Origin of the sequence: Flavobacterium sp., from assembly GCF_032153895.1 — a bacterium.
Lineage (GTDB): Bacteria > Bacteroidota > Bacteroidia > Flavobacteriales > Flavobacteriaceae > Flavobacterium.
Map to the genome: position 1 here is coordinate 19,715 of NZ_JALDYN010000022.1, position 17,041 is coordinate 36,755.

The following is a 17,041-nucleotide window of genomic DNA, read 5'->3' on the forward strand; positions in this document are numbered from 1 at the left end:
CAAAATTAATAATAAAAATAACGTCAAATCGTTAAATTCTAACAAAATAGTTACTAACTTTAAATAATTACAACAATACCAAAATAACCCATTAAAAATGAAGTCTTTAGGTGTCAATAAAAAGGATTCAAAACAGCCTGAACAAAGAAAAAATAGTTCTTCTGTTTGTTTTTTAGAAAGCGATGAAATACGTCCGGAATTTTTAATTGAAGAAACCGAAACGAAAGAGAATCAGAAGAAAAAGAACAAGAAGTAAAATTTACACATTGTTTACAACTTTATTATTTTTTTACGGAAATTATTCTCTACATTTGTTTTTATAATGGTTTCAAACCGAAAAAGTTATTAACAAAAACTAAGTACAATGCAAAACATTCCTAGTGTTGACTTACGTGATTTCCTGTCGGATGATCCGGCACGTAAACAAAAATTTGTAAATGAAATCGGAAAAGCCTACGAAGAAATCGGCTTCGTAGCATTAAAAGGTCATTTCTTAGATGACCAGTTAGTTGATGAACTTTACAGTGAAGTTCGTAATTTCTTTACCCTTCCCGTTGAAGTAAAAGAGAAGTACGAAATTCCTGGAATCGGCGGACAAAGAGGTTATGTTTCTTTTGGAAAAGAGCATGCCAAAGGACGTTCAGCCGGAGACTTAAAAGAATTCTGGCACTTTGGTCAGTATGTAAGTGAAGGTTCAAAATACGCATCAGAATATCCTGAAAATGTTACAGTTACAGAATTACCAAAATTCAACGCTGTAGGTAAAGAAGCCTATCAGATGCTTGAAAAAACAGGTATTTATGTTTTAAGAGCTTTGGCAATTTACATTGGTTTGGATGAGTTCTATTTTGACAAATACATCAAAGACGGAAACAGTATTTTAAGACCAATCCACTATCCTCCTATTACAGATGAACCGAAAGACGGCGCCGTTCGTGCAGCTGCTCACGGTGATATCAACTTGATTACACTTTTAATGGGTGCTCAAGGTAAAGGCTTACAGGTACAAAACCATGATGGTCAATGGATTGATGCTATTGCTGAACCGGACGAATTGGTTATCAATGTGGGTGATATGTTATCGCGTCACACCAATAATAAATTGAAATCTACGATTCACCAAGTAGTTAACCCGCCTAGAGAATTATGGGGAACATCTCGTTTTTCCATTCCGTTCTTTATGCACCCGGTTGGCGATATGTCGTTAAATTGTTTGGAGAACTGTATTGATGCAGATCACCCGAAATTGTACGATGACATCACTGCCGGTGATTTCTTATACGAACGTTTAGTAGATTTAGGATTAATTAAAAAATAATCTTTAATTTTATACTCTTATGAAAAGACATTGAGTTATGCTTGATGTCTTTTTAATTTTAGACTATTTAAGATGGACTTACGCGATCAACTAAAAAACCTGTTTCCCAACCACGAAGAATCGAATGAACCTGAAGCAATTCAGCAGGAAAATCATGAACTTTTTATCCAAAAAGAACCACTTATCTGTAAATACGAAAAGCGTAACGGCAAAGTAAATACGGTTATTGAAGGCTACGAAGGTGAAATTGAAGATTTTAAAATTTTAGCGAAAGAAATCAAAACTAAATTAAGCGTTGGCGGCAGTTTTAAGGACAATGCGTTTATCATTCAGGGCGATTATCGTGACAAAATCATGACGATGCTGAAAGAAAAAGGCTTTAAAGTAAAACGCGTTGGCGGATAATTAACTTAGTTTGCAGTCGCAGTCGCAGTTGAGCTACTATAACACACAACTAAGTAACTCAGAAACTTGAAAAATTATGGCAACAATAAAATCATCAGAATTAATATTAAACCCAGACGGAAGTGTGTATCACTTAAATCTGCGTCCGGAAAACATCGCTCATGATATCATCTTTGTTGGGGATCAGGAACGTGTTTCAAAAATTACGAAGCATTTTGACAGCATCGAATTTTCCACTCAAAAAAGAGAGTTCAAAACTGAAACCGGAATGTATAAAGGAAAACGTTTAACGGTGCAATCTACAGGAATTGGGCCAGATAATATCGACATCGTTTTCAATGAATTGGACGCTTTGGTTAATGTAGATTTAACTACTCGCGAAATCAAACCTAATCATACAGCTTTGAATATTGTTCGTATCGGAACTTCAGGTTCTCTACAAGCAGATATTCCGGTTGACAGCTGGGTTATGAGTAAATATGCGATTGGATTGGATAACATGCTTCGCTCCTATTTAATTGAAGAACATTCGGTTACTGAATTAGAAGATGCTTTTATCGCTCAAACCAATTGGGATTTACGAAAAGGCCGCCCAACTGTTGTACCGTGTGCGTCAAATTTAGAAGATAAAATCTTTTCAGATAAATTCCATAAAGGTTTTACCGGAACTGCTGGGGGATTTTACGGTCCGCAAGGTCGTGTAGTGCGTTTAAATATTCAGGATCCTCAATTGAACAACAAAATGGATGCTTTCAATTACAACGGAACCCAGATGACCAATTTAGAAATGGAAACATCGGCTATTTACGGATTAGGAAAACTTTTAGGACATAATTGTTTGTCTTTGAATGCTATTATTGCCAACAGAGCGGTTGGGGAATTCAGTTCAAAACCTGATCAAACCGTTGAAGAATTGATTGTTTATACTTTAAACAAATTAGTGAGCTAACAGATGAAAATCATCATAGAAACCGAACGTTTACTCATTCGTGAATTACTTCCTTCCGATCAAGAAGGAATTTTTCATTTAGATTCCGATATGGATGTGCATGAGTTTTTGGGCAAGAATCCGATCAAAACCATTGAAGAAGCTCAAAATGTAATTGAATTTGTTCGGCTTCAATATAAAGAAAACGGTATCGGTCGTTGGGCAGTTCTTTTGAAAGAAAACCATCAGTTTATTGGCTGGGCTGGTTTGAAATTGTACAAAGAATCCATCAACGGTCATCAGAATTTCTATGATTTAGGCTATCGTTTCATCAAGAATTTTTGGCAGAAAGGCTACGGTTACGAAGCAGCAAAAGCCTGTTTAGATTACGCTTTTAATGAAATGCGTCTGAAAAGTGTTTACGCACACACTATGATTGGCAACGAAGGTTCAAAAAGAATACTCGAAAAATTAGGCATGAAGAATACTGGAACATTTTTCCATGAAGAAGATGAATGTATCTGGTTTGAAATTACCAAAGAAGAATATAATCAATTATAATGAAAACAGTAAGAATTGCAGGCGTTCCGGAACATTTCAACTTGCCTTGGTATTTGTGTATTGAAAACGGAGAATTTGACGAAGTAGACATCGATTTACAATGGACTGATGTACTGGAAGGAACCGGAAAAATGTGTCAGATGTTGCGAGAAAACGAAACCGATATTACTGTAATTCTTTCTGAAGGAATTGTAAAAGACATTGTGGCCGGAAATGACTCATCTATAGTTCAGGTTTACGTGCAATCGCCTTTAATCTGGGGAATTCATGTTGCTGCAAAATCGAAATACCAAACATTGTCTGATTTAGAGAATGCAAAAGTGGCTATCAGCAGAATGGGATCCGGTTCGCATTTGATGGCAGTTGTGAATGCTAAAAATCAAAATTGGAATACCCAAAATCTTCAGTTTGAAATTGTAAATACTATTGATGGCGCAGTCGAAGCACTTTCGTCCGGTCAAGCCGATTATTTCATGTGGGAACGTTTCATGACTAAGCCTTTGGTAGACAATGGTACTTTCCGAAGAATTGCAGATTGCCCTACTCCTTGGCCCTGTTTTGTGATTGCCGTTCGAAATGAATTTTTGAAAGACAATAAACACGTTGTAGAACAGATTTTAGATATCATCAACAACACAACCATTGAATTTAAAGACATTCCGAGTATAGATAGAACTTTAGCAACTCGATACAATCAAAAATTGGAGGACATTCAGGAATGGCTAAAATTAACACGTTGGTCGCAAAAGAAATTAGACAAAAACACTTTTGATAAAATTCAAAACCAATTATTTGACTTACATTTGATAAGCAAGAAAAAAAATTACGAAATAGTGGTAAAATAAACCATTTTCCGGAATGCTCCCATCCATCCCAACAAAACTCCAGGTACTAAAAGAACGGTTTTCACTGCCAAAGCCCTGGGATACTGTTGTGATTTTTTTACTGAATATTTTAATTGCGGTTCCGGTTTTTATTATTGCGCATCAGGTTTTAATCGATCCGGAATGGCCTTTGCATCTGGATAGAATTTTATTGTTCATTCTGATTTTGACTATAATTCAGCTGATTTTAAGGCTTTTAAAAACAATTATCATCATCTGCATTTTTCTCTATCTGATTGCTTTGGCTTGGGGAACATTTTTTGGAGAATATGGTTTTTCTGCCGTTGTTGAAGATTACAGAGCGATGATTTACACGATGAACGAAAACCCTAATCCTCAGGATATTATCATTTCTAAATTATTGCCTTTTCCTAACAAATCACAGATTATTGACGCAGTTGATTATAACAATCCAAAGGTTCGAAATTTTGCTTTAAAAGCTACGACTAAACATTTTCAGAATGTAAAAGGTTATCACGAATACCGCCAAATCATTCAGTGTTTTGCTGTTTTTAAAGAAATCAGAAACCGATGGAATTATGTAAATGATCCTAAAGGACGAGAATACATTGCCCACGCCAGCGAATCGCTTCAACACTTTTCGGGAGATTGTGATGATCATGCTATTTTTACTTCGGCTTTGGTAAGAGCTATAGGTGGTACGCCTAGGATTGTTCATACCGGAGGTCATTTGTATCCCGAAATGTTAGTGGGTACAAAAGCAGATTTTGAAAACATCAATTATCTGATAAAGCAAGTCCTTTTTAAAGAAGAATCCAAAGGAAAAGAAATCCATTATCATCTAGACGAACGCGGACAAATCTGGCTAAACCTGGATTATACAGCAAAATATCCCGGCGGACCGTTTATGAGTGAAGAAATTCTTGGGGAGCTAACCTTCAATTAAACTTCCTTTTCATATATTTACGCAACGAAGTAAAAACACAAACGATTTATGAAAAAACTGTTTTTATTGGCTCTTTTTTCTGTGGGAACCGTGTCTGCTCAACAACAGCAGGATTCGACAGAGGTTGTAAGTCCGATAGCTCTTAAAAAGAACGAAGTCCGTTTTGACGTTGTTTCTTTAATCACTGAAACTAAAATTCATTTAAGTTACGAACGCTTTTTGAACAAAGATTTTTCAGTTGGTTTAAGTGCCATTTCAGCGCAAAGCAGTAAGAAAAAAGATGATTTCGAGAGTAATTTCAACAGAACATTACCGGAATATCAAATTATTCCTTACGTGCGTTATTCCTTATCCAAAAGTCAGGTGAGTTATTATTATGTAGAAGCTTTTGCATCAGCAAATGGTGGAAAGTTTAAAACTCAAGAACGTTTTGTTGAAGGTGGAAACGGTTATTATCAGGCTGTTGAAAACACTTATTTTGATATTGCACTTGGTGGAGCGGTAGGTTACAAACTGTATTTCAGTGATAAATTTGCTGTTGATTTGTTTGTCGGAATGGGTAAAAACCTTCTAAATACAGATGAAAGTCCTGAGTTAGTTCCAAGAGTTGGCGGAAGTTTCGGTTATCGTTTTTAAATAGTACAGTTATGAAAAAAATACATTTCTTTATATTGGCTTTATTTGCATCAATTACTTTGGTTTCTTGTAATGATGACGACGAGTTTTACAATTCGGTTTATTTAGACATTCCTGAATTGGTTAAAATAGAAGTTCCGGGCGGTGGTTATGCTGTAAACGACAACTTGAATTTTTCCATTGATTTTTCAAGATATTTAGCAGAACCGGGACAGACTACCCCACTAGATTTATTTAAGACTTCAGGCGCAACTTCATTTGGATTTGCTTATTATCTGGAAAGAAAAGACGGTTCGGTTTGGAAGACGGTTTTTCCAAACCAAGATGAGTTCCGTATCGGAGACATTGTGTATGTTTCAGCAACTGAAACCTATGAATTTGATGAGTCTTACCCGCTAGCCGTGGCTGGTGAATACCGTTTCCGTTTAGAGCCTTATGATGGTAACAAACTGAAAACCAACTTAGTTTCACGAAACGATGAAAATAAAACGTTGATTTCGATTATAACCAGTGCTGATAATATAGACAGCGAAGGTTATTATTATTTCGATGTAAACTAAAATACAAATCCACCTTTTAGGTGGATTTTTTTTTACCAGTCAATCTCAGTTTTGCTAGTTTTTTTGAGATAAGTGTTTGTTTGTATGAAATGATTGTTTCCGAACCATTTCTTATGAACACCTGCAAATGAAGGATGTCCGGAAGTCAAAACCAAATGCTTGGAAGTATCGATTAATTCCGCTTTCTTTTGAGCAAAAGCGCCCCATAGTAAGAATACCAGATTCTCTTTTTCATCAGAAAGATGTCGAATTACAGCATCGGTAAACTGTTGCCATTTCAAATCTTTATGACTGTTGGGTAAATCTTTTCTAACCGTTAATGTGGCGTTGAGAAGCAAAACACCTTGCTGCGCCCAACGTTCTAAATTGCCTGATGTCGGCATCAAAATACGATCAAATTCAGTATTGATTTCTTTATAAATATTGACTAGCGAAGGAGGAATTTTTACAGTGTCATTTACCGAAAAAGCTAAACCGTTTGCCTCGCCTTCGCCATGATACGGATCCTGTCCGATAATAACCACTTTCACATCTTCAAACGAACATTGCTTAAAAGCATTAAAAATTAAGTCTTTAGGAGGAAAACAGGTTTCATTATCGTATTCAGAAATTACGTTCTCAATGAGTTTTGGAAAATAATCTTTACTGGATTCTGCAGAAAAAAAAGGTTTCCACGAAGACGCTATATTTTCGGTAAACATTTTGCTATTTTTTACAAATATAAGTACTTTGATTCTTTGCTACTTTGTAACTTTGATGCTTTGATACAACAGAATGATTTCAATTAACGATAAAACTTTACAGGATTTAGAATTTACCACTGTGCTGGAAACGGTTTCCGATTTGTGTACAACCGAATTAGGAAAACAAAAAGCACTGAACATAAAACCCTTAAAAGAGAAAGCTATACTGATGGATGTCTTACAGCAAACCTCAGAATATGTTTCCTCTTACACCAATAATAACGCGATTCCGAATCATTATTTTGATGAAATCACTACAGAATTAAAATTTCTTGCTATTGAAGACAGTTTTCTGGAAGTGGGAAGTTTTAAAAAGATTGCAACATTATCGGAAACCTCGAATACATTATTGCTTTTCCTTCGAAAATTTGACGATTATTACCCAAAATTGAATGAAAAAGCCTCCGAAATTGAACTGACTAAATTCGTCATTCAGAAAATTGACGAAGTTTTAGACAAATACGGAGAAATTAAAGACAGTGCCTCGCCTACTTTATTAGAAATTCGCAAGAACATGAATTTGGTTCGAGGGAAAATCAACCAGAGTTTTGGGGTTGCCTTATCGAGTTACAACAGTTTGGGTTATTTGGATGATATTCGCGAAACCATTGTCGATAATCGCAGGGTTTTAGCGGTTTTGGCAATGTATCGTAAAAAAGTAAAAGGAACGATTTTAGGCAGTTCTAAAACAGGAAGTATCGCTTATATTGAACCTGAAGCTACACTGCGTTATTCCAGAGAATTAAGTAATTACGAATACGAAGAACGCGAAGAAATTACCCGAATTTTAAAGCAATTAACCAATACCATTCGTCCGTATACAGACCTTTTACACCAGTATCAGGATTTTTTGAGTGATGTTGATGTCATTGCCGGAAAAGCACGTTATGCCAACAAAATCAATGGAATTTTACCGAATATTACAACGGAAAAACGTTTGTATTTCAGGGATGCTTTCCATCCTATTCTGTTTTTAAACAATAAAACTAAAAATAAACCGACCTATCCGCAAACCATTGAATTGGAGAATGAAAGCCGAATTATTGTCATTTCAGGACCCAACGCCGGCGGAAAAAGTATCACTTTAAAAACCATCGGATTGTTGCAATTGATGTTGCAATGCGGCATGCTGATTCCCGTTCACGAGCGAAGTGAAACTTTTTTGTTTGACAGAATTCTGACGGACATCGGAGATAATCAATCCATTGAAAATCACCTAAGTACCTACAGTTACCGATTGAAGAACATGAATTACTTCCTAAAGAAATGTAATGCCAAGACTTTGTTCTTAATTGATGAATTCGGTACAGGCTCCGATCCGGAATTAGGTGGTGCTTTAGCCGAGGTTTTTCTCGAAGAATTTTACGAAAGAGAAGCCTTCGGAATTATCACGACGCATTACACCAATCTGAAGATTTTGGCCAACGAATTGCCTTTCGCCACCAACGCGAACATGCTTTTTGACGAAAAATCATTAGAACCGATGTACAAACTGCATTTAGGACAAGCCGGAAGTTCTTTCACCTTTGAAGTAGCGCAGAAAAACGGTATTCCTTATGGTTTGATTAATCGAGCGAAAAAGAAAGTTGAAGGCGAAAAAGTGCGTTTTGATAAAACGATTGCGAACCTTCAAAAAGAACGTTCCAAACTTGAAAAAACGTCGCAAAACCTGAAAGAAGAAGAAACTCGGGCTCGTGAAGAAAGCAAAAAGATGGAAAACATCAACACTAAAATTCAGCAGAAACTGGAAAGTTATCAGGAATTATTTGATGCAAATCAGCGTTTGGTATATATGGGACAGAAGATTGATGATATCTCTGAGAAATATTTTAACAACAAGAACAAAAAAGAACTTATCGGTGAATTTTTAAAAATGGTGGAAATTGAAAATTCTAAACGGAAGAAGATTACCGCTAAAGAGAAAAAAGCCAAGGAAGTTGTTCAGAAACAAGTAATTGAAGAAGTCAAAGAGAAAGTCGAAGAAATCCGAAAAGAGAAAAAAGAAAAGAAAATCAAAGCGATAAAAGAAGAAGCTAATAAGCCAAAGATTCCTTTAAAAGTTGGCGACAGAGTTCGTATGATCGACGGAAAAGCTGTTGGAAGTATTGATTTGATTGAAAAAAACAAAGCCACGGTGAACTACGGTATTTTTACTTCAAAAGTAGATTTGGACAGTTTGGAACTAGTAGAACGAATGAAATAACATGGAACAATTACCAAAAGATAAAAAAATCATCCTTTTTGATGGCGTCTGCAATTTGTGTGATGCAACGGTTCAGAAAGTTATTAAAGCCGACAAGAACGATGTTTTTCGTTTTGTAGCGTTACAATCTGAATTAGGGAAAGAAATTGCCAAACATATTGGTGTTGATACAAGTAAAACAGATAGTATCATCTTGTACGAACCTGGTGTAGCTTACTATGTAAAAGCCGAAGCAGGAATTCAGATTGCAAAAACTATCGGCGGAATATACACAGCTTTAGGATTGTTTTCTGTATTTCCGAATTGGTTGAAGAATATCGGTTATGATTTTGTAGCTAGAAACCGTTACAAATGGTATGGCAAAAAAGAAAGCTGTATGATTCCGACTCCTGAACTCAAAGCTAAGTTTTTAGAATAAAAAAAGCCTCGATTAATCGAGGCTTTAATTTTATATCGTCTGCAAATTATTATTGCTTAACAATTTTCTTAGTTGCGGAACCTTCGTTAGTTTCAATGTTCATGAAGTAAACTCCTGAATTTAATTCTGAAACATTAACCTGAACATCTGTTAGTGAACCTGCATTAACAGTTTTAACAATTCGTCCGTTAACATCAGTAAGAGAAACTTTTTCGATTTGAATGTTTGCTGTATTCGAAATGTTTACAATATTATTAACTGGATTTGGATAAACTGTAAATTTCGAAGCTGATAAAGAGTTAAAATCATTTGTCCCCAACAATGTGTCAGTATTTGATGCTCTTGAAACATAATTATCAAAAGTAATGTTTGAAGATACTGTATTTGTATTTGGAACTCCCATTACAAAATCAACTTCTTCGGGTTGGAAAGGGCCAGCAAAATTAACAGGGTTTACTGAAACAGAAGGACTTGAGTTAAATTTCCAATACGGCTCACCAGTTGTTGTATCATATCCAAATCCAATTCTATACCAAGTGTCTGCATTAAGAATAAGACCGCCAGTTTGTAATGTAATTAAAAAAGTATTAAATACTCCCCCATTATTTAAATAAGCAACTCCTTGTAAAAGTCTAGTATTTGAATTATAAACATATCCACATAATACCCTTGAATTAGTACCGTCCATTCCAAAAAGCCTTATTCCGGATTGAGCTGTACTTGTAGTTGTTGAACCTGTAAAAAAATCATATTCAACTTCAATAATATTGTTTCCGGTTGTTCTCCCAGCCCATGCAGCAGGAAGTCCATCTTTCCACATAAATCTTGATCCTTTATCTCCGTTAGGTCCTTGAAAAAGCAAACCGTTGGATGAATTATTTCCACTAGCTACAATCTGAAAATTTGCATTCCCGGCATTTGTAGATGTTGTAGGAGCTGTTCCGTTAGTAGAAAATGTAAACCAAGAACCTTGTCCTGCAGTAACACCCGTAATATCAGTACCTACATTACCAACTGTTAATCCATTAAAGTTCTCAGTTTGTAAAACTTGAGCTGTTGCTATACAACTTACAAAAGTTGAAATTAAAAGTAATTTTCTTTTCATATTATTATTTTTTTTCAAAGCTACATCAATTTAAAGAAACAAAAAAGTTAAATTTTCTTATAAAAATTAGCCAACACCAAAGCTGCCATTGCTTCAACAATAACAACCGCTCTCGGTACCACACATGGATCGTGTCTTCCTTTACCTTGTTGTTCAATGATATTACCTTTATTATCAAGTACTTCCTGTTTTTGCATCAGTGTGGCTACAGGTTTGAAAGCTACTCTGAAGTAAATATCCATTCCATTGGAAATTCCACCTTGAATACCGCCAGATAAGTTCGATTTTGTAGTTCCATCCGGATTGAATAAATCGTTATGCTCACTTCCTTTCATTTTGGCTCCACAGAAACCGCTTCCGTATTCGAAACCTTTTACGGCGTTTATAGACAACATGGCTTTTCCTAATTCTGCGTGGAGTTTATCAAAAACCGGTTCACCTAAACCAATCGGAACATTTTGAATCACACAGGTAATTGTTCCGCCAACGGTATCACCTTCTTTACGGATTTGCTTGATATATTCTTCCATTTTTACGGCTGTTGCCAAATCCGGACATCGAACAGCATTGCTTTCAGTTAAGGAAAAATCTAAAGCCTGGTACGGTTTGTCAATAAAAATATCTCCTACAGAAGAAACAAAAGCATTGATTTTTATTTCCGGCATTAACTGTTTAGCAATCGCTCCCACCACTACTCTACTCGCTGTTTCTCTTGCGGAACTCCTTCCACCGCCACGATAATCTCTAATTCCATATTTCTTTTCGTAGACATAATCCGCGTGGCTTGGACGATAAGTATCTTTAATATGGGAATAATCATCAGACTTCTGATTTTCATTCGGAATAACAAAACCGATTGGTGTTCCGGTTGTCTTTCCTTCGAAAATACCAGACAAAAACTGAACCGTATCCGATTCTTTTCTTTGAGTAACAATTGCAGATTGACCTGGCTTTCTTCGGTCTAATTCTTTCTGAATAAACTCAAAATCAAGTTCTAATCCCGGAGGACAACCATCGATTATTCCGCCAATTGCTTCTCCGTGCGATTCTCCGAAAGTCATCAGTTTAAAAGTATTTCCAAAAGTATTGCCTGCCATGTCTGAATATTTTAAACAAATGTAAGTTTTTTCAATTTTATATAAAACGTAATTTTGTACAATCAGAATGCAAAATCAATGATTTGATAATATTCTGATAATGATATATTTAAACTCAATTTTTTCTTTTGTTCTCAAAATTAGATGTTTGAAAAAAAGAGCTGTTGAAATTGTAGTTATATCAGACGTTCATTTAGGCACTTATGGATGTCATGCTAAAGAATTATTCGATTATTTAAAATCAATTAAGCCTAAAATATTGATTCTCAATGGGGATATTATTGATATCTGGCAGTTCCGAAAATCCTACTTTCCGAAATCACATCTTAAAGTAATCCGAAAAATCATTGATTTCACCTCTAAAGGAACAACGGTTTACTACATCACCGGAAATCACGACGAAATGTTACGAAAGTTCAGTGATACTAAAATGGGAAACTTTTCCATTCTCGATAAATTGGTTTTGGAAATCGACGGAAAGAAAGCCTGGTTTTTCCATGGTGATATTTTTGATAACTCTGTAAATCAAGCCAAATGGATTGCTAAACTTGGAGGAATTGGATACGATTATCTGATTTTACTCAATCGATTTATTAACTGGATTTTGGTTCGAATGGGAAAAGAACCCTATTCTCTTTCAAAAAAAATCAAAGCCAGTGTAAAAAAAGCGGTGAAATTTATCTCTGATTTTGAAACAGCTGCCATCGACTTAGCCATTGACAAACACTATGATTATGTAGTTTGCGGACACATTCATGAACCGAAAATTGAAGAAAAAAGTAATAAAAAGGGAACTACAACTTATTTAAATTCAGGGGATTGGATTGAAAATTTAACAGCTTTAGAATACAATAAAAAACGATGGAAACTGTATCGTCATGAAAAATCTGCTGTTCAAGATGAAGAAACTGAATACTTTGAAATGGAAGAAAGTCTCTATGAAAAGCTTGTTATCTCTAAAATTTTAACAGAAAAGTAATTAAAAAATCATTTTTAGTATATTAGCAGAAACTAACATACTATTATGAAAACAAAACTTTTTGCTCTAAGTATTATCTGCTTTTCTTTTTTCTCCTGTTCTTCTGACGATTCTGGAGGTGAAGACAATACACCTGTAAATTTTACTGTTCCGCTTACAACTGGTAAGTACTGGACTTATGATGTTACAGACGGAACAAACAACTTCAGAGATTCGCTTTATATTTCCGGTGATACAATAATTGCCAGTAAGACGTATAAAAAATTCAAAGTAAAAGATGATGTAGCTACTGGTTTTTATTCGTCATCTTTGAGGAATAATGGGGTTCGTGAATCAGATAATAAACTTTTACTATCTGGAGATTTATCTGTAGGTGCTGGTCAACAATTACCGATTGATTTAGACTTATCGCTTTCAGACTTCATTATTTTCAAGAAAAATGCACAAACTGGAGCAGTTCTGTCTACTAAATCAGATTCATTTCAAGAAACTTATAATGGATTCCCAGTTACGATTAATTATACTTTGACTTCTAAAGGTGGAACTTCAATAGCAACGTTTACTTCTCCAAATGGTGATATATATACAAATGTTAAAACTGCTATTATTGAACTTAATGCAAGTGCTACAACCACTATTCCTGGAACAACAATCCCAATTACAATAATGGATTCTCAGGATGTTTTGGTTTCAACACAATATATTGCTGACAATATTGGTGTAGTTTACGTGAATACGGTTACATCCTATACTATCAACGAGGACGCGGCTAATCAGTTAGGAATTCCTGTATCCGGAACCCAAACTCAGGAAGAGTTTTTAGACACTTACAACTAACTCATTTTAAACAAAATGTAAATTGTGTAAGAAATTTGTTTTAAAATATAAGCCATCATTCTTACAAGATGTATAAATTTGTAATATAATTATAACAATTAGCAACTATGAAAAAGTTATTTTATTCAGCAGTAATGTTACTTGGTGTAGCATTCAGTGTACAAGCACAGGACATTTCGAAAAATGCATTAGGTTTACGTTTAGGTGATAATGATGGTTTTGGTGGAGAGGTTTCTTACCAAAGAGGTTTAGGGAGCAACAACCGTTTAGAGTTAGATTTAGGTTGGAGAAACAGCAATGATGTTGATGCTATCAAATTGGCTGGTTTATATCAATGGGTTTGGAACATCGATGGAGGTTTCAACTGGTATGCAGGTGTTGGTGGTGGATTCGCTAGCTGGAGTTTTGATGCGCCTCCAGGATATGATGGTGATGACAGCGGATTAGGTTTATTTGTTGCTGGTGACATCGGTATCGAATACAACTTTGATATCCCATTACAATTATCATTAGACTTCAGACCTGAGTTATATTTCAATTCAGACGATTGGAGAGAAGACAATTTCGGACCAGACATCGCGTTAGGTATCCGTTACAGATTCTAAATAAAAAAAGCCCTGAAATTTCAGGGCTTTTTTTATTTAACCAACCAGGTTTTTATTTTCATATTTTTTCAAAGCCCTCTGATATAAGTCTTCGTAGATTGGCATAATAGCTTGTAAATCAAATTCTTTGGCAACATTTAAAGCGTTTTTCTTGAATTCTAATAAACGAGTATCATCAGACAGAATAGTAATCGCATTTTTAGCCATTTCGGTAACATCGCCAACATTACTTAAATATCCCGAAAAACCTTGTTTGTTCACTTCAGGCAATCCACCCGAATTACTAGAAATTACAGGAACACCGGATGCCATGGCTTCCAATGCGGCTAATCCAAAGCTTTCGGTTTCTGAAGGCAATAAAAACAAGTCCGAATAGCATAAAATCTTATCGATTTCATTACTGTTTCCGAAGAAAATCACTTTATCGGAAATATTCAGTTCGTTGCACATTTTTTCAGCTACTTCTTTTTCTGGCCCTTCCCCTACCATCATCAACTTGGAAGGAATTTGCTTCTGAATTTCGTAAAACACTTTCACCACATCCGGAATGCGCTTTACCTTTCTGAAATTACTGATATGTGTGATGATTTTTTCTTCTTTCGTAGCCATCAACGAACGATGACATTGAGAATTTATATCTGTTCGCTCTTTGTCTATTTCAATAAAATTCGGAATTACTTCGATATCTTTCTTTACATCAAAAAGTTTATAAGTATCATCTTTTAAACTTTGGGAAACCGATGTTACATAATCCGATTTGTTGATACTGAACGTTACTGCCGGCTTGTAAAATGGATGATTTCCCACTAAGGTAATGTCAGTTCCGTGTAAAGTCGTAATCATCGGAATTCGGATGCCTTCACTTTTCAGCATTTGTTTCGCCATATAACCGGCATAAGCGTGCGGAATAGCATAATGTACGTGCAGAATTTCAATTTTATGCAGTTTGACCATATCCACCAACTTACTGGAAAGGGCTAATTCATATGGCTGATAATGGAATAATGGATATTCGGGAACATTAACTTCGTGATAATGAATATTCGGATTTAAAAGTGCTAATCGAACCGGTTGGCTATACGTGATAAAATGAATTTCGTGACCGCGACGCGCCAATTCTAAGCCTAATTCTGTGGCTACAACTCCGCTTCCTCCAAAAGTAGGATAGCAAACGATGGCTATTTTCATTAGTTATTTGTTGTTTTAGGTAAGTGTCTTCGTTTAGACGTTACTAATTTAAAGCAAAAAAGTAAGGGATTGCCTTACTTTTAGATAATATTAACTTTGCTTTACACCTTTGCTTAAAATGCTTTCATAAGTGGAAATCCAGTCTTCAACAGTAACTTTTTGAGCCAATTCGCCTAATAATTCAAAAGGAATTTGGTCTGGTTTTTTAAATCGGATACAGCTTTTACCCATATCCAATTTAGTTTTTACGTGTTTTGGATATTCTGACGTAAACCATTCCAATAATTTAGGATCCGAATAAACGCCCATATGATAAACAGCAATAAAGTTTTTCTGAGAAGCGACACTCAAGAATGGTAAAGCTGTTTTCGGGTTACAATGATAGCCTTTGGGATAAATTGAATGCGGAACTACCCAACCTAACATACCGTAACTCATAGTTTCTTCAAAGCCTTTTGGCAGATTTTCTGAAAAAACTTTGCGTAATTGCTCCATTGCAGCTCTTCGGTCTTCCGGCAAGGATTCCATGTACTCTTTTGGTGATTTTGCTTCTGATTGCATTTGTTCTTCTAAATAGTTATTAATCCATCAAAGCCTGATAGATTATCTTCTGAATATCTTCACGAATATTATTTTTCGACAACTTATTTTCAGTCGAATCCGGGAACGTTCTGTTGGACAAGAAAACATAAACCAAATCTTTATCCGGATCAGCCCAAGCAATCGTTCCTGTAAATCCTGTATGCCCGAAACTTGATAAAGAAGTACAGCCACAAGTTGGTCCTTCTCCTTTTAATTGCGGTTTGTCAAATCCCAAACCACGGCGATTTCCGGTTGCACAAAAAGCACACGTATTAAAAGCATCGAATGTTTTTTCAGAGAAATACTGATGACCAGCGTAATTTCCTTTCTGCAGGTACATTTGCATCATTTTCGCCACATCGGTAGCATTGGCAAACAAACCGGCGTGACCACCTACTCCATCTTGCATCGCTGCTCCCATGTCGTGTACGTAACCCTGAATATTTGTATATCGGTAATATGCGTCTTTTTCAGTTGGCGGAATAATGCTCATATCAAAACGATGCAACGGATTGTACATCATGTATTGCATTCCCATTGGTTTGTAGAAATTCTGATAACTGATGAAATCTAAACTTCTGTGGTAGGTTTTTTCCAGATAATCTTTTAAAATGATGAAAGCAAAATCACTGTATTTGTACTGTTTGGTTGCCAACAATTTACTGTCTGCAATGCGTTTCATAATGGTATCCTGATAATCTTTTCTCAAGAATAAATTTTCAGAAACTTGTAACGGATATTCTGGGGAATACGTTTTACGATAATACTTTTTAGACGGATGTTTTGTACTATCCAACGTGGCTTGATAAAACGGAATCCAAGCCTGTAATCCAGCCTGATGCGTCAATATTTCTTTTAACGTTAAATCCTTTTTATCAGTAGTTTGAAATAACGGTAACATTTGACCTAATTTAGTATCAAGCTTCACTTTTCCTTTGTCGTACAACTGCATTACATTGGGTAAAGTCGACAATATTTTAGTTAATGATGCTAAATCGTAAACATCCTGATTACTAACTTTTGTATCGTTTTTATAATCGTGATATCCGATGGCTTTCTGGTAGACAATTTTACCTTTTCGGGCC

The 17,041-nt window shown here is 35.5% G+C and carries 20 protein-coding genes; 14 read left to right on the top strand and 6 right to left on the bottom strand.

Annotated elements, in window-relative coordinates:
- The first annotated feature begins 97 nt into the window (after window positions 1-97).
- The 9 genes from RUH60_RS08540 (at window position 98) to RUH60_RS08580 (ending at window position 6,199) form a co-directional block, all read left to right on the top strand.
- The gene (locus RUH60_RS08540) at window positions 98-256 is read left to right on the top strand and encodes a hypothetical protein (protein WP_313807358.1); all 159 of its coding nucleotides are present in this window, start codon (window positions 98-100) and stop codon (window positions 254-256) included.
- A 108-nt stretch (window positions 257-364) separates the two neighbouring features.
- Window positions 365-1,318: a 2-oxoglutarate and iron-dependent oxygenase domain-containing protein gene (locus tag RUH60_RS08545; RefSeq protein WP_313807359.1), complete on the top strand. Its 954-nt coding sequence runs from the start codon at window positions 365-367 to the stop codon at window positions 1,316-1,318.
- A 72-nt stretch (window positions 1,319-1,390) separates the two neighbouring features.
- Complete coding sequence (locus RUH60_RS08550) at window positions 1,391-1,723, top strand: translation initiation factor (protein ID WP_313807361.1); 333 nt, start codon at window positions 1,391-1,393, stop codon at window positions 1,721-1,723.
- A gap of 76 nt (window positions 1,724-1,799) precedes the next feature.
- Window positions 1,800-2,672, top strand: a complete 873-nt coding sequence (locus RUH60_RS08555; protein ID WP_313807363.1) for a nucleoside phosphorylase — start codon at window positions 1,800-1,802, stop codon at window positions 2,670-2,672.
- 3 nt (window positions 2,673-2,675) lie between these two features.
- Window positions 2,676-3,212 carry a GNAT family N-acetyltransferase gene (locus tag RUH60_RS08560; RefSeq protein ID WP_313807365.1) on the top strand — a complete coding sequence of 179 codons (537 nt, stop codon included), beginning with the start codon at window positions 2,676-2,678 and terminating at the stop codon, window positions 3,210-3,212.
- Window positions 3,212-4,057 (top strand): substrate-binding domain-containing protein, encoded by an 846-nt coding sequence (locus RUH60_RS08565; protein WP_313807367.1) that lies wholly within the window; start codon window positions 3,212-3,214, stop codon window positions 4,055-4,057. The genes RUH60_RS08560 and RUH60_RS08565 overlap by 1 nt, the downstream gene beginning before the upstream one ends.
- Before the next feature lie 13 nt (window positions 4,058-4,070).
- Window positions 4,071-5,003, top strand: coding sequence for a transglutaminase (locus RUH60_RS08570; protein ID WP_313807369.1), 933 nt, complete (start codon window positions 4,071-4,073; stop codon window positions 5,001-5,003).
- A 48-nt stretch (window positions 5,004-5,051) separates the two neighbouring features.
- The gene (locus RUH60_RS08575; RefSeq protein WP_313807371.1) at window positions 5,052-5,639 is read left to right on the top strand and encodes a hypothetical protein; all 588 of its coding nucleotides are present in this window, start codon (window positions 5,052-5,054) and stop codon (window positions 5,637-5,639) included.
- Window positions 5,640-5,650: 11 nt separating this feature from the next.
- The gene (locus RUH60_RS08580; RefSeq protein ID WP_313807373.1) at window positions 5,651-6,199 is read left to right on the top strand and encodes a hypothetical protein; all 549 of its coding nucleotides are present in this window, start codon (window positions 5,651-5,653) and stop codon (window positions 6,197-6,199) included.
- A gap of 32 nt (window positions 6,200-6,231) precedes the next feature.
- Here RUH60_RS08580 and ung read toward each other — a convergent pair whose 3' ends face one another.
- Complete coding sequence (gene ung / locus RUH60_RS08585; RefSeq protein WP_313807375.1) at window positions 6,232-6,900, bottom strand: uracil-DNA glycosylase; 669 nt, start codon at window positions 6,898-6,900, stop codon at window positions 6,232-6,234.
- A gap of 73 nt (window positions 6,901-6,973) precedes the next feature.
- Here ung and RUH60_RS08590 point away from each other — a divergent pair, with 73 nt between their 5' ends.
- Entirely contained in the window at window positions 6,974-9,145 is a 2,172-nt protein-coding gene (locus RUH60_RS08590) for an endonuclease MutS2 (RefSeq protein WP_313807377.1), read from the top strand.
- A 1-nt stretch (window position 9,146) separates the two neighbouring features.
- A complete protein-coding gene (locus tag RUH60_RS08595; protein ID WP_313807379.1) occupies window positions 9,147-9,563 on the top strand; it encodes a thiol-disulfide oxidoreductase DCC family protein in 417 nt (138 codons plus the stop codon).
- Between the two features lie 49 nt (window positions 9,564-9,612).
- Here RUH60_RS08595 and RUH60_RS08600 read toward each other — a convergent pair whose 3' ends face one another.
- On the bottom strand, window positions 9,613-10,668 hold the full coding sequence (locus RUH60_RS08600) for a T9SS type A sorting domain-containing protein (RefSeq protein WP_313807381.1): 1,056 nt from the start codon (window positions 10,666-10,668) through the stop codon (window positions 9,613-9,615).
- A gap of 47 nt (window positions 10,669-10,715) precedes the next feature.
- Window positions 10,716-11,765 (bottom strand): chorismate synthase, encoded by a 1,050-nt coding sequence (gene aroC, locus RUH60_RS08605; protein WP_313807383.1) that lies wholly within the window; start codon window positions 11,763-11,765, stop codon window positions 10,716-10,718.
- Window positions 11,766-11,913: 148 nt separating this feature from the next.
- Here aroC and RUH60_RS08610 point away from each other — a divergent pair, with 148 nt between their 5' ends.
- The 3 genes from RUH60_RS08610 (at window position 11,914) to RUH60_RS08620 (ending at window position 14,186) form a co-directional block, all read left to right on the top strand.
- A complete protein-coding gene (locus RUH60_RS08610) occupies window positions 11,914-12,744 on the top strand; it encodes a UDP-2,3-diacylglucosamine diphosphatase (protein ID WP_313807385.1) in 831 nt (276 codons plus the stop codon).
- Window positions 12,745-12,789: 45 nt separating this feature from the next.
- A complete protein-coding gene (locus RUH60_RS08615; RefSeq protein ID WP_313807387.1) occupies window positions 12,790-13,581 on the top strand; it encodes a hypothetical protein in 792 nt (263 codons plus the stop codon).
- Between the two features lie 107 nt (window positions 13,582-13,688).
- Window positions 13,689-14,186: a hypothetical protein gene (locus RUH60_RS08620; protein WP_313807389.1), complete on the top strand. Its 498-nt coding sequence runs from the start codon at window positions 13,689-13,691 to the stop codon at window positions 14,184-14,186.
- Window positions 14,187-14,222: 36 nt separating this feature from the next.
- Here the strand turns inward: RUH60_RS08620 and bshA are convergent, their stop codons facing one another.
- The 3 genes from bshA to RUH60_RS08635 form a co-directional block, all read right to left on the bottom strand.
- Window positions 14,223-15,374, bottom strand: a complete 1,152-nt coding sequence (gene bshA / locus RUH60_RS08625) for an N-acetyl-alpha-D-glucosaminyl L-malate synthase BshA (RefSeq protein ID WP_313807391.1) — start codon at window positions 15,372-15,374, stop codon at window positions 14,223-14,225.
- A gap of 90 nt (window positions 15,375-15,464) precedes the next feature.
- A complete protein-coding gene (locus RUH60_RS08630; protein ID WP_313807393.1) occupies window positions 15,465-15,935 on the bottom strand; it encodes a DUF1801 domain-containing protein in 471 nt (156 codons plus the stop codon).
- A gap of 19 nt (window positions 15,936-15,954) precedes the next feature.
- Window positions 15,955-17,041 (bottom strand): serine hydrolase (locus tag RUH60_RS08635; RefSeq protein WP_313807395.1); only part of this gene is annotated, 1,087 nt, incomplete at its 5' end.

Coding starts and splice junctions, on each gene's coding strand:
- RUH60_RS08540 (WP_313807358.1), top strand. CDS start 98: ATGAAGTCTTTAGGTGTCAATAAAAAGGATTCAAAACAGCCTGAACAA.
- RUH60_RS08545 (WP_313807359.1), top strand. CDS start 365: ATGCAAAACATTCCTAGTGTTGACTTACGTGATTTCCTGTCGGATGAT.
- RUH60_RS08550 (WP_313807361.1), top strand. CDS start 1,391: ATGGACTTACGCGATCAACTAAAAAACCTGTTTCCCAACCACGAAGAA.
- RUH60_RS08555 (WP_313807363.1), top strand. CDS start 1,800: ATGGCAACAATAAAATCATCAGAATTAATATTAAACCCAGACGGAAGT.
- RUH60_RS08560 (WP_313807365.1), top strand. CDS start 2,676: ATGAAAATCATCATAGAAACCGAACGTTTACTCATTCGTGAATTACTT.
- RUH60_RS08565 (WP_313807367.1), top strand. CDS start 3,212: ATGAAAACAGTAAGAATTGCAGGCGTTCCGGAACATTTCAACTTGCCT.
- RUH60_RS08570 (WP_313807369.1), top strand. CDS start 4,071: ATGCTCCCATCCATCCCAACAAAACTCCAGGTACTAAAAGAACGGTTT.
- RUH60_RS08575 (WP_313807371.1), top strand. CDS start 5,052: ATGAAAAAACTGTTTTTATTGGCTCTTTTTTCTGTGGGAACCGTGTCT.
- RUH60_RS08580 (WP_313807373.1), top strand. CDS start 5,651: ATGAAAAAAATACATTTCTTTATATTGGCTTTATTTGCATCAATTACT.
- ung (WP_313807375.1), bottom strand. CDS start 6,900: ATGTTTACCGAAAATATAGCGTCTTCGTGGAAACCTTTTTTTTCTGCA.
- RUH60_RS08590 (WP_313807377.1), top strand. CDS start 6,974: ATGATTTCAATTAACGATAAAACTTTACAGGATTTAGAATTTACCACT.
- RUH60_RS08595 (WP_313807379.1), top strand. CDS start 9,147: ATGGAACAATTACCAAAAGATAAAAAAATCATCCTTTTTGATGGCGTC.
- RUH60_RS08600 (WP_313807381.1), bottom strand. CDS start 10,668: ATGAAAAGAAAATTACTTTTAATTTCAACTTTTGTAAGTTGTATAGCA.
- aroC (WP_313807383.1), bottom strand. CDS start 11,765: ATGGCAGGCAATACTTTTGGAAATACTTTTAAACTGATGACTTTCGGA.
- RUH60_RS08615 (WP_313807387.1), top strand. CDS start 12,790: ATGAAAACAAAACTTTTTGCTCTAAGTATTATCTGCTTTTCTTTTTTC.
- RUH60_RS08620 (WP_313807389.1), top strand. CDS start 13,689: ATGAAAAAGTTATTTTATTCAGCAGTAATGTTACTTGGTGTAGCATTC.
- bshA (WP_313807391.1), bottom strand. CDS start 15,374: ATGAAAATAGCCATCGTTTGCTATCCTACTTTTGGAGGAAGCGGAGTT.
- RUH60_RS08630 (WP_313807393.1), bottom strand. CDS start 15,935: ATGCAATCAGAAGCAAAATCACCAAAAGAGTACATGGAATCCTTGCCG.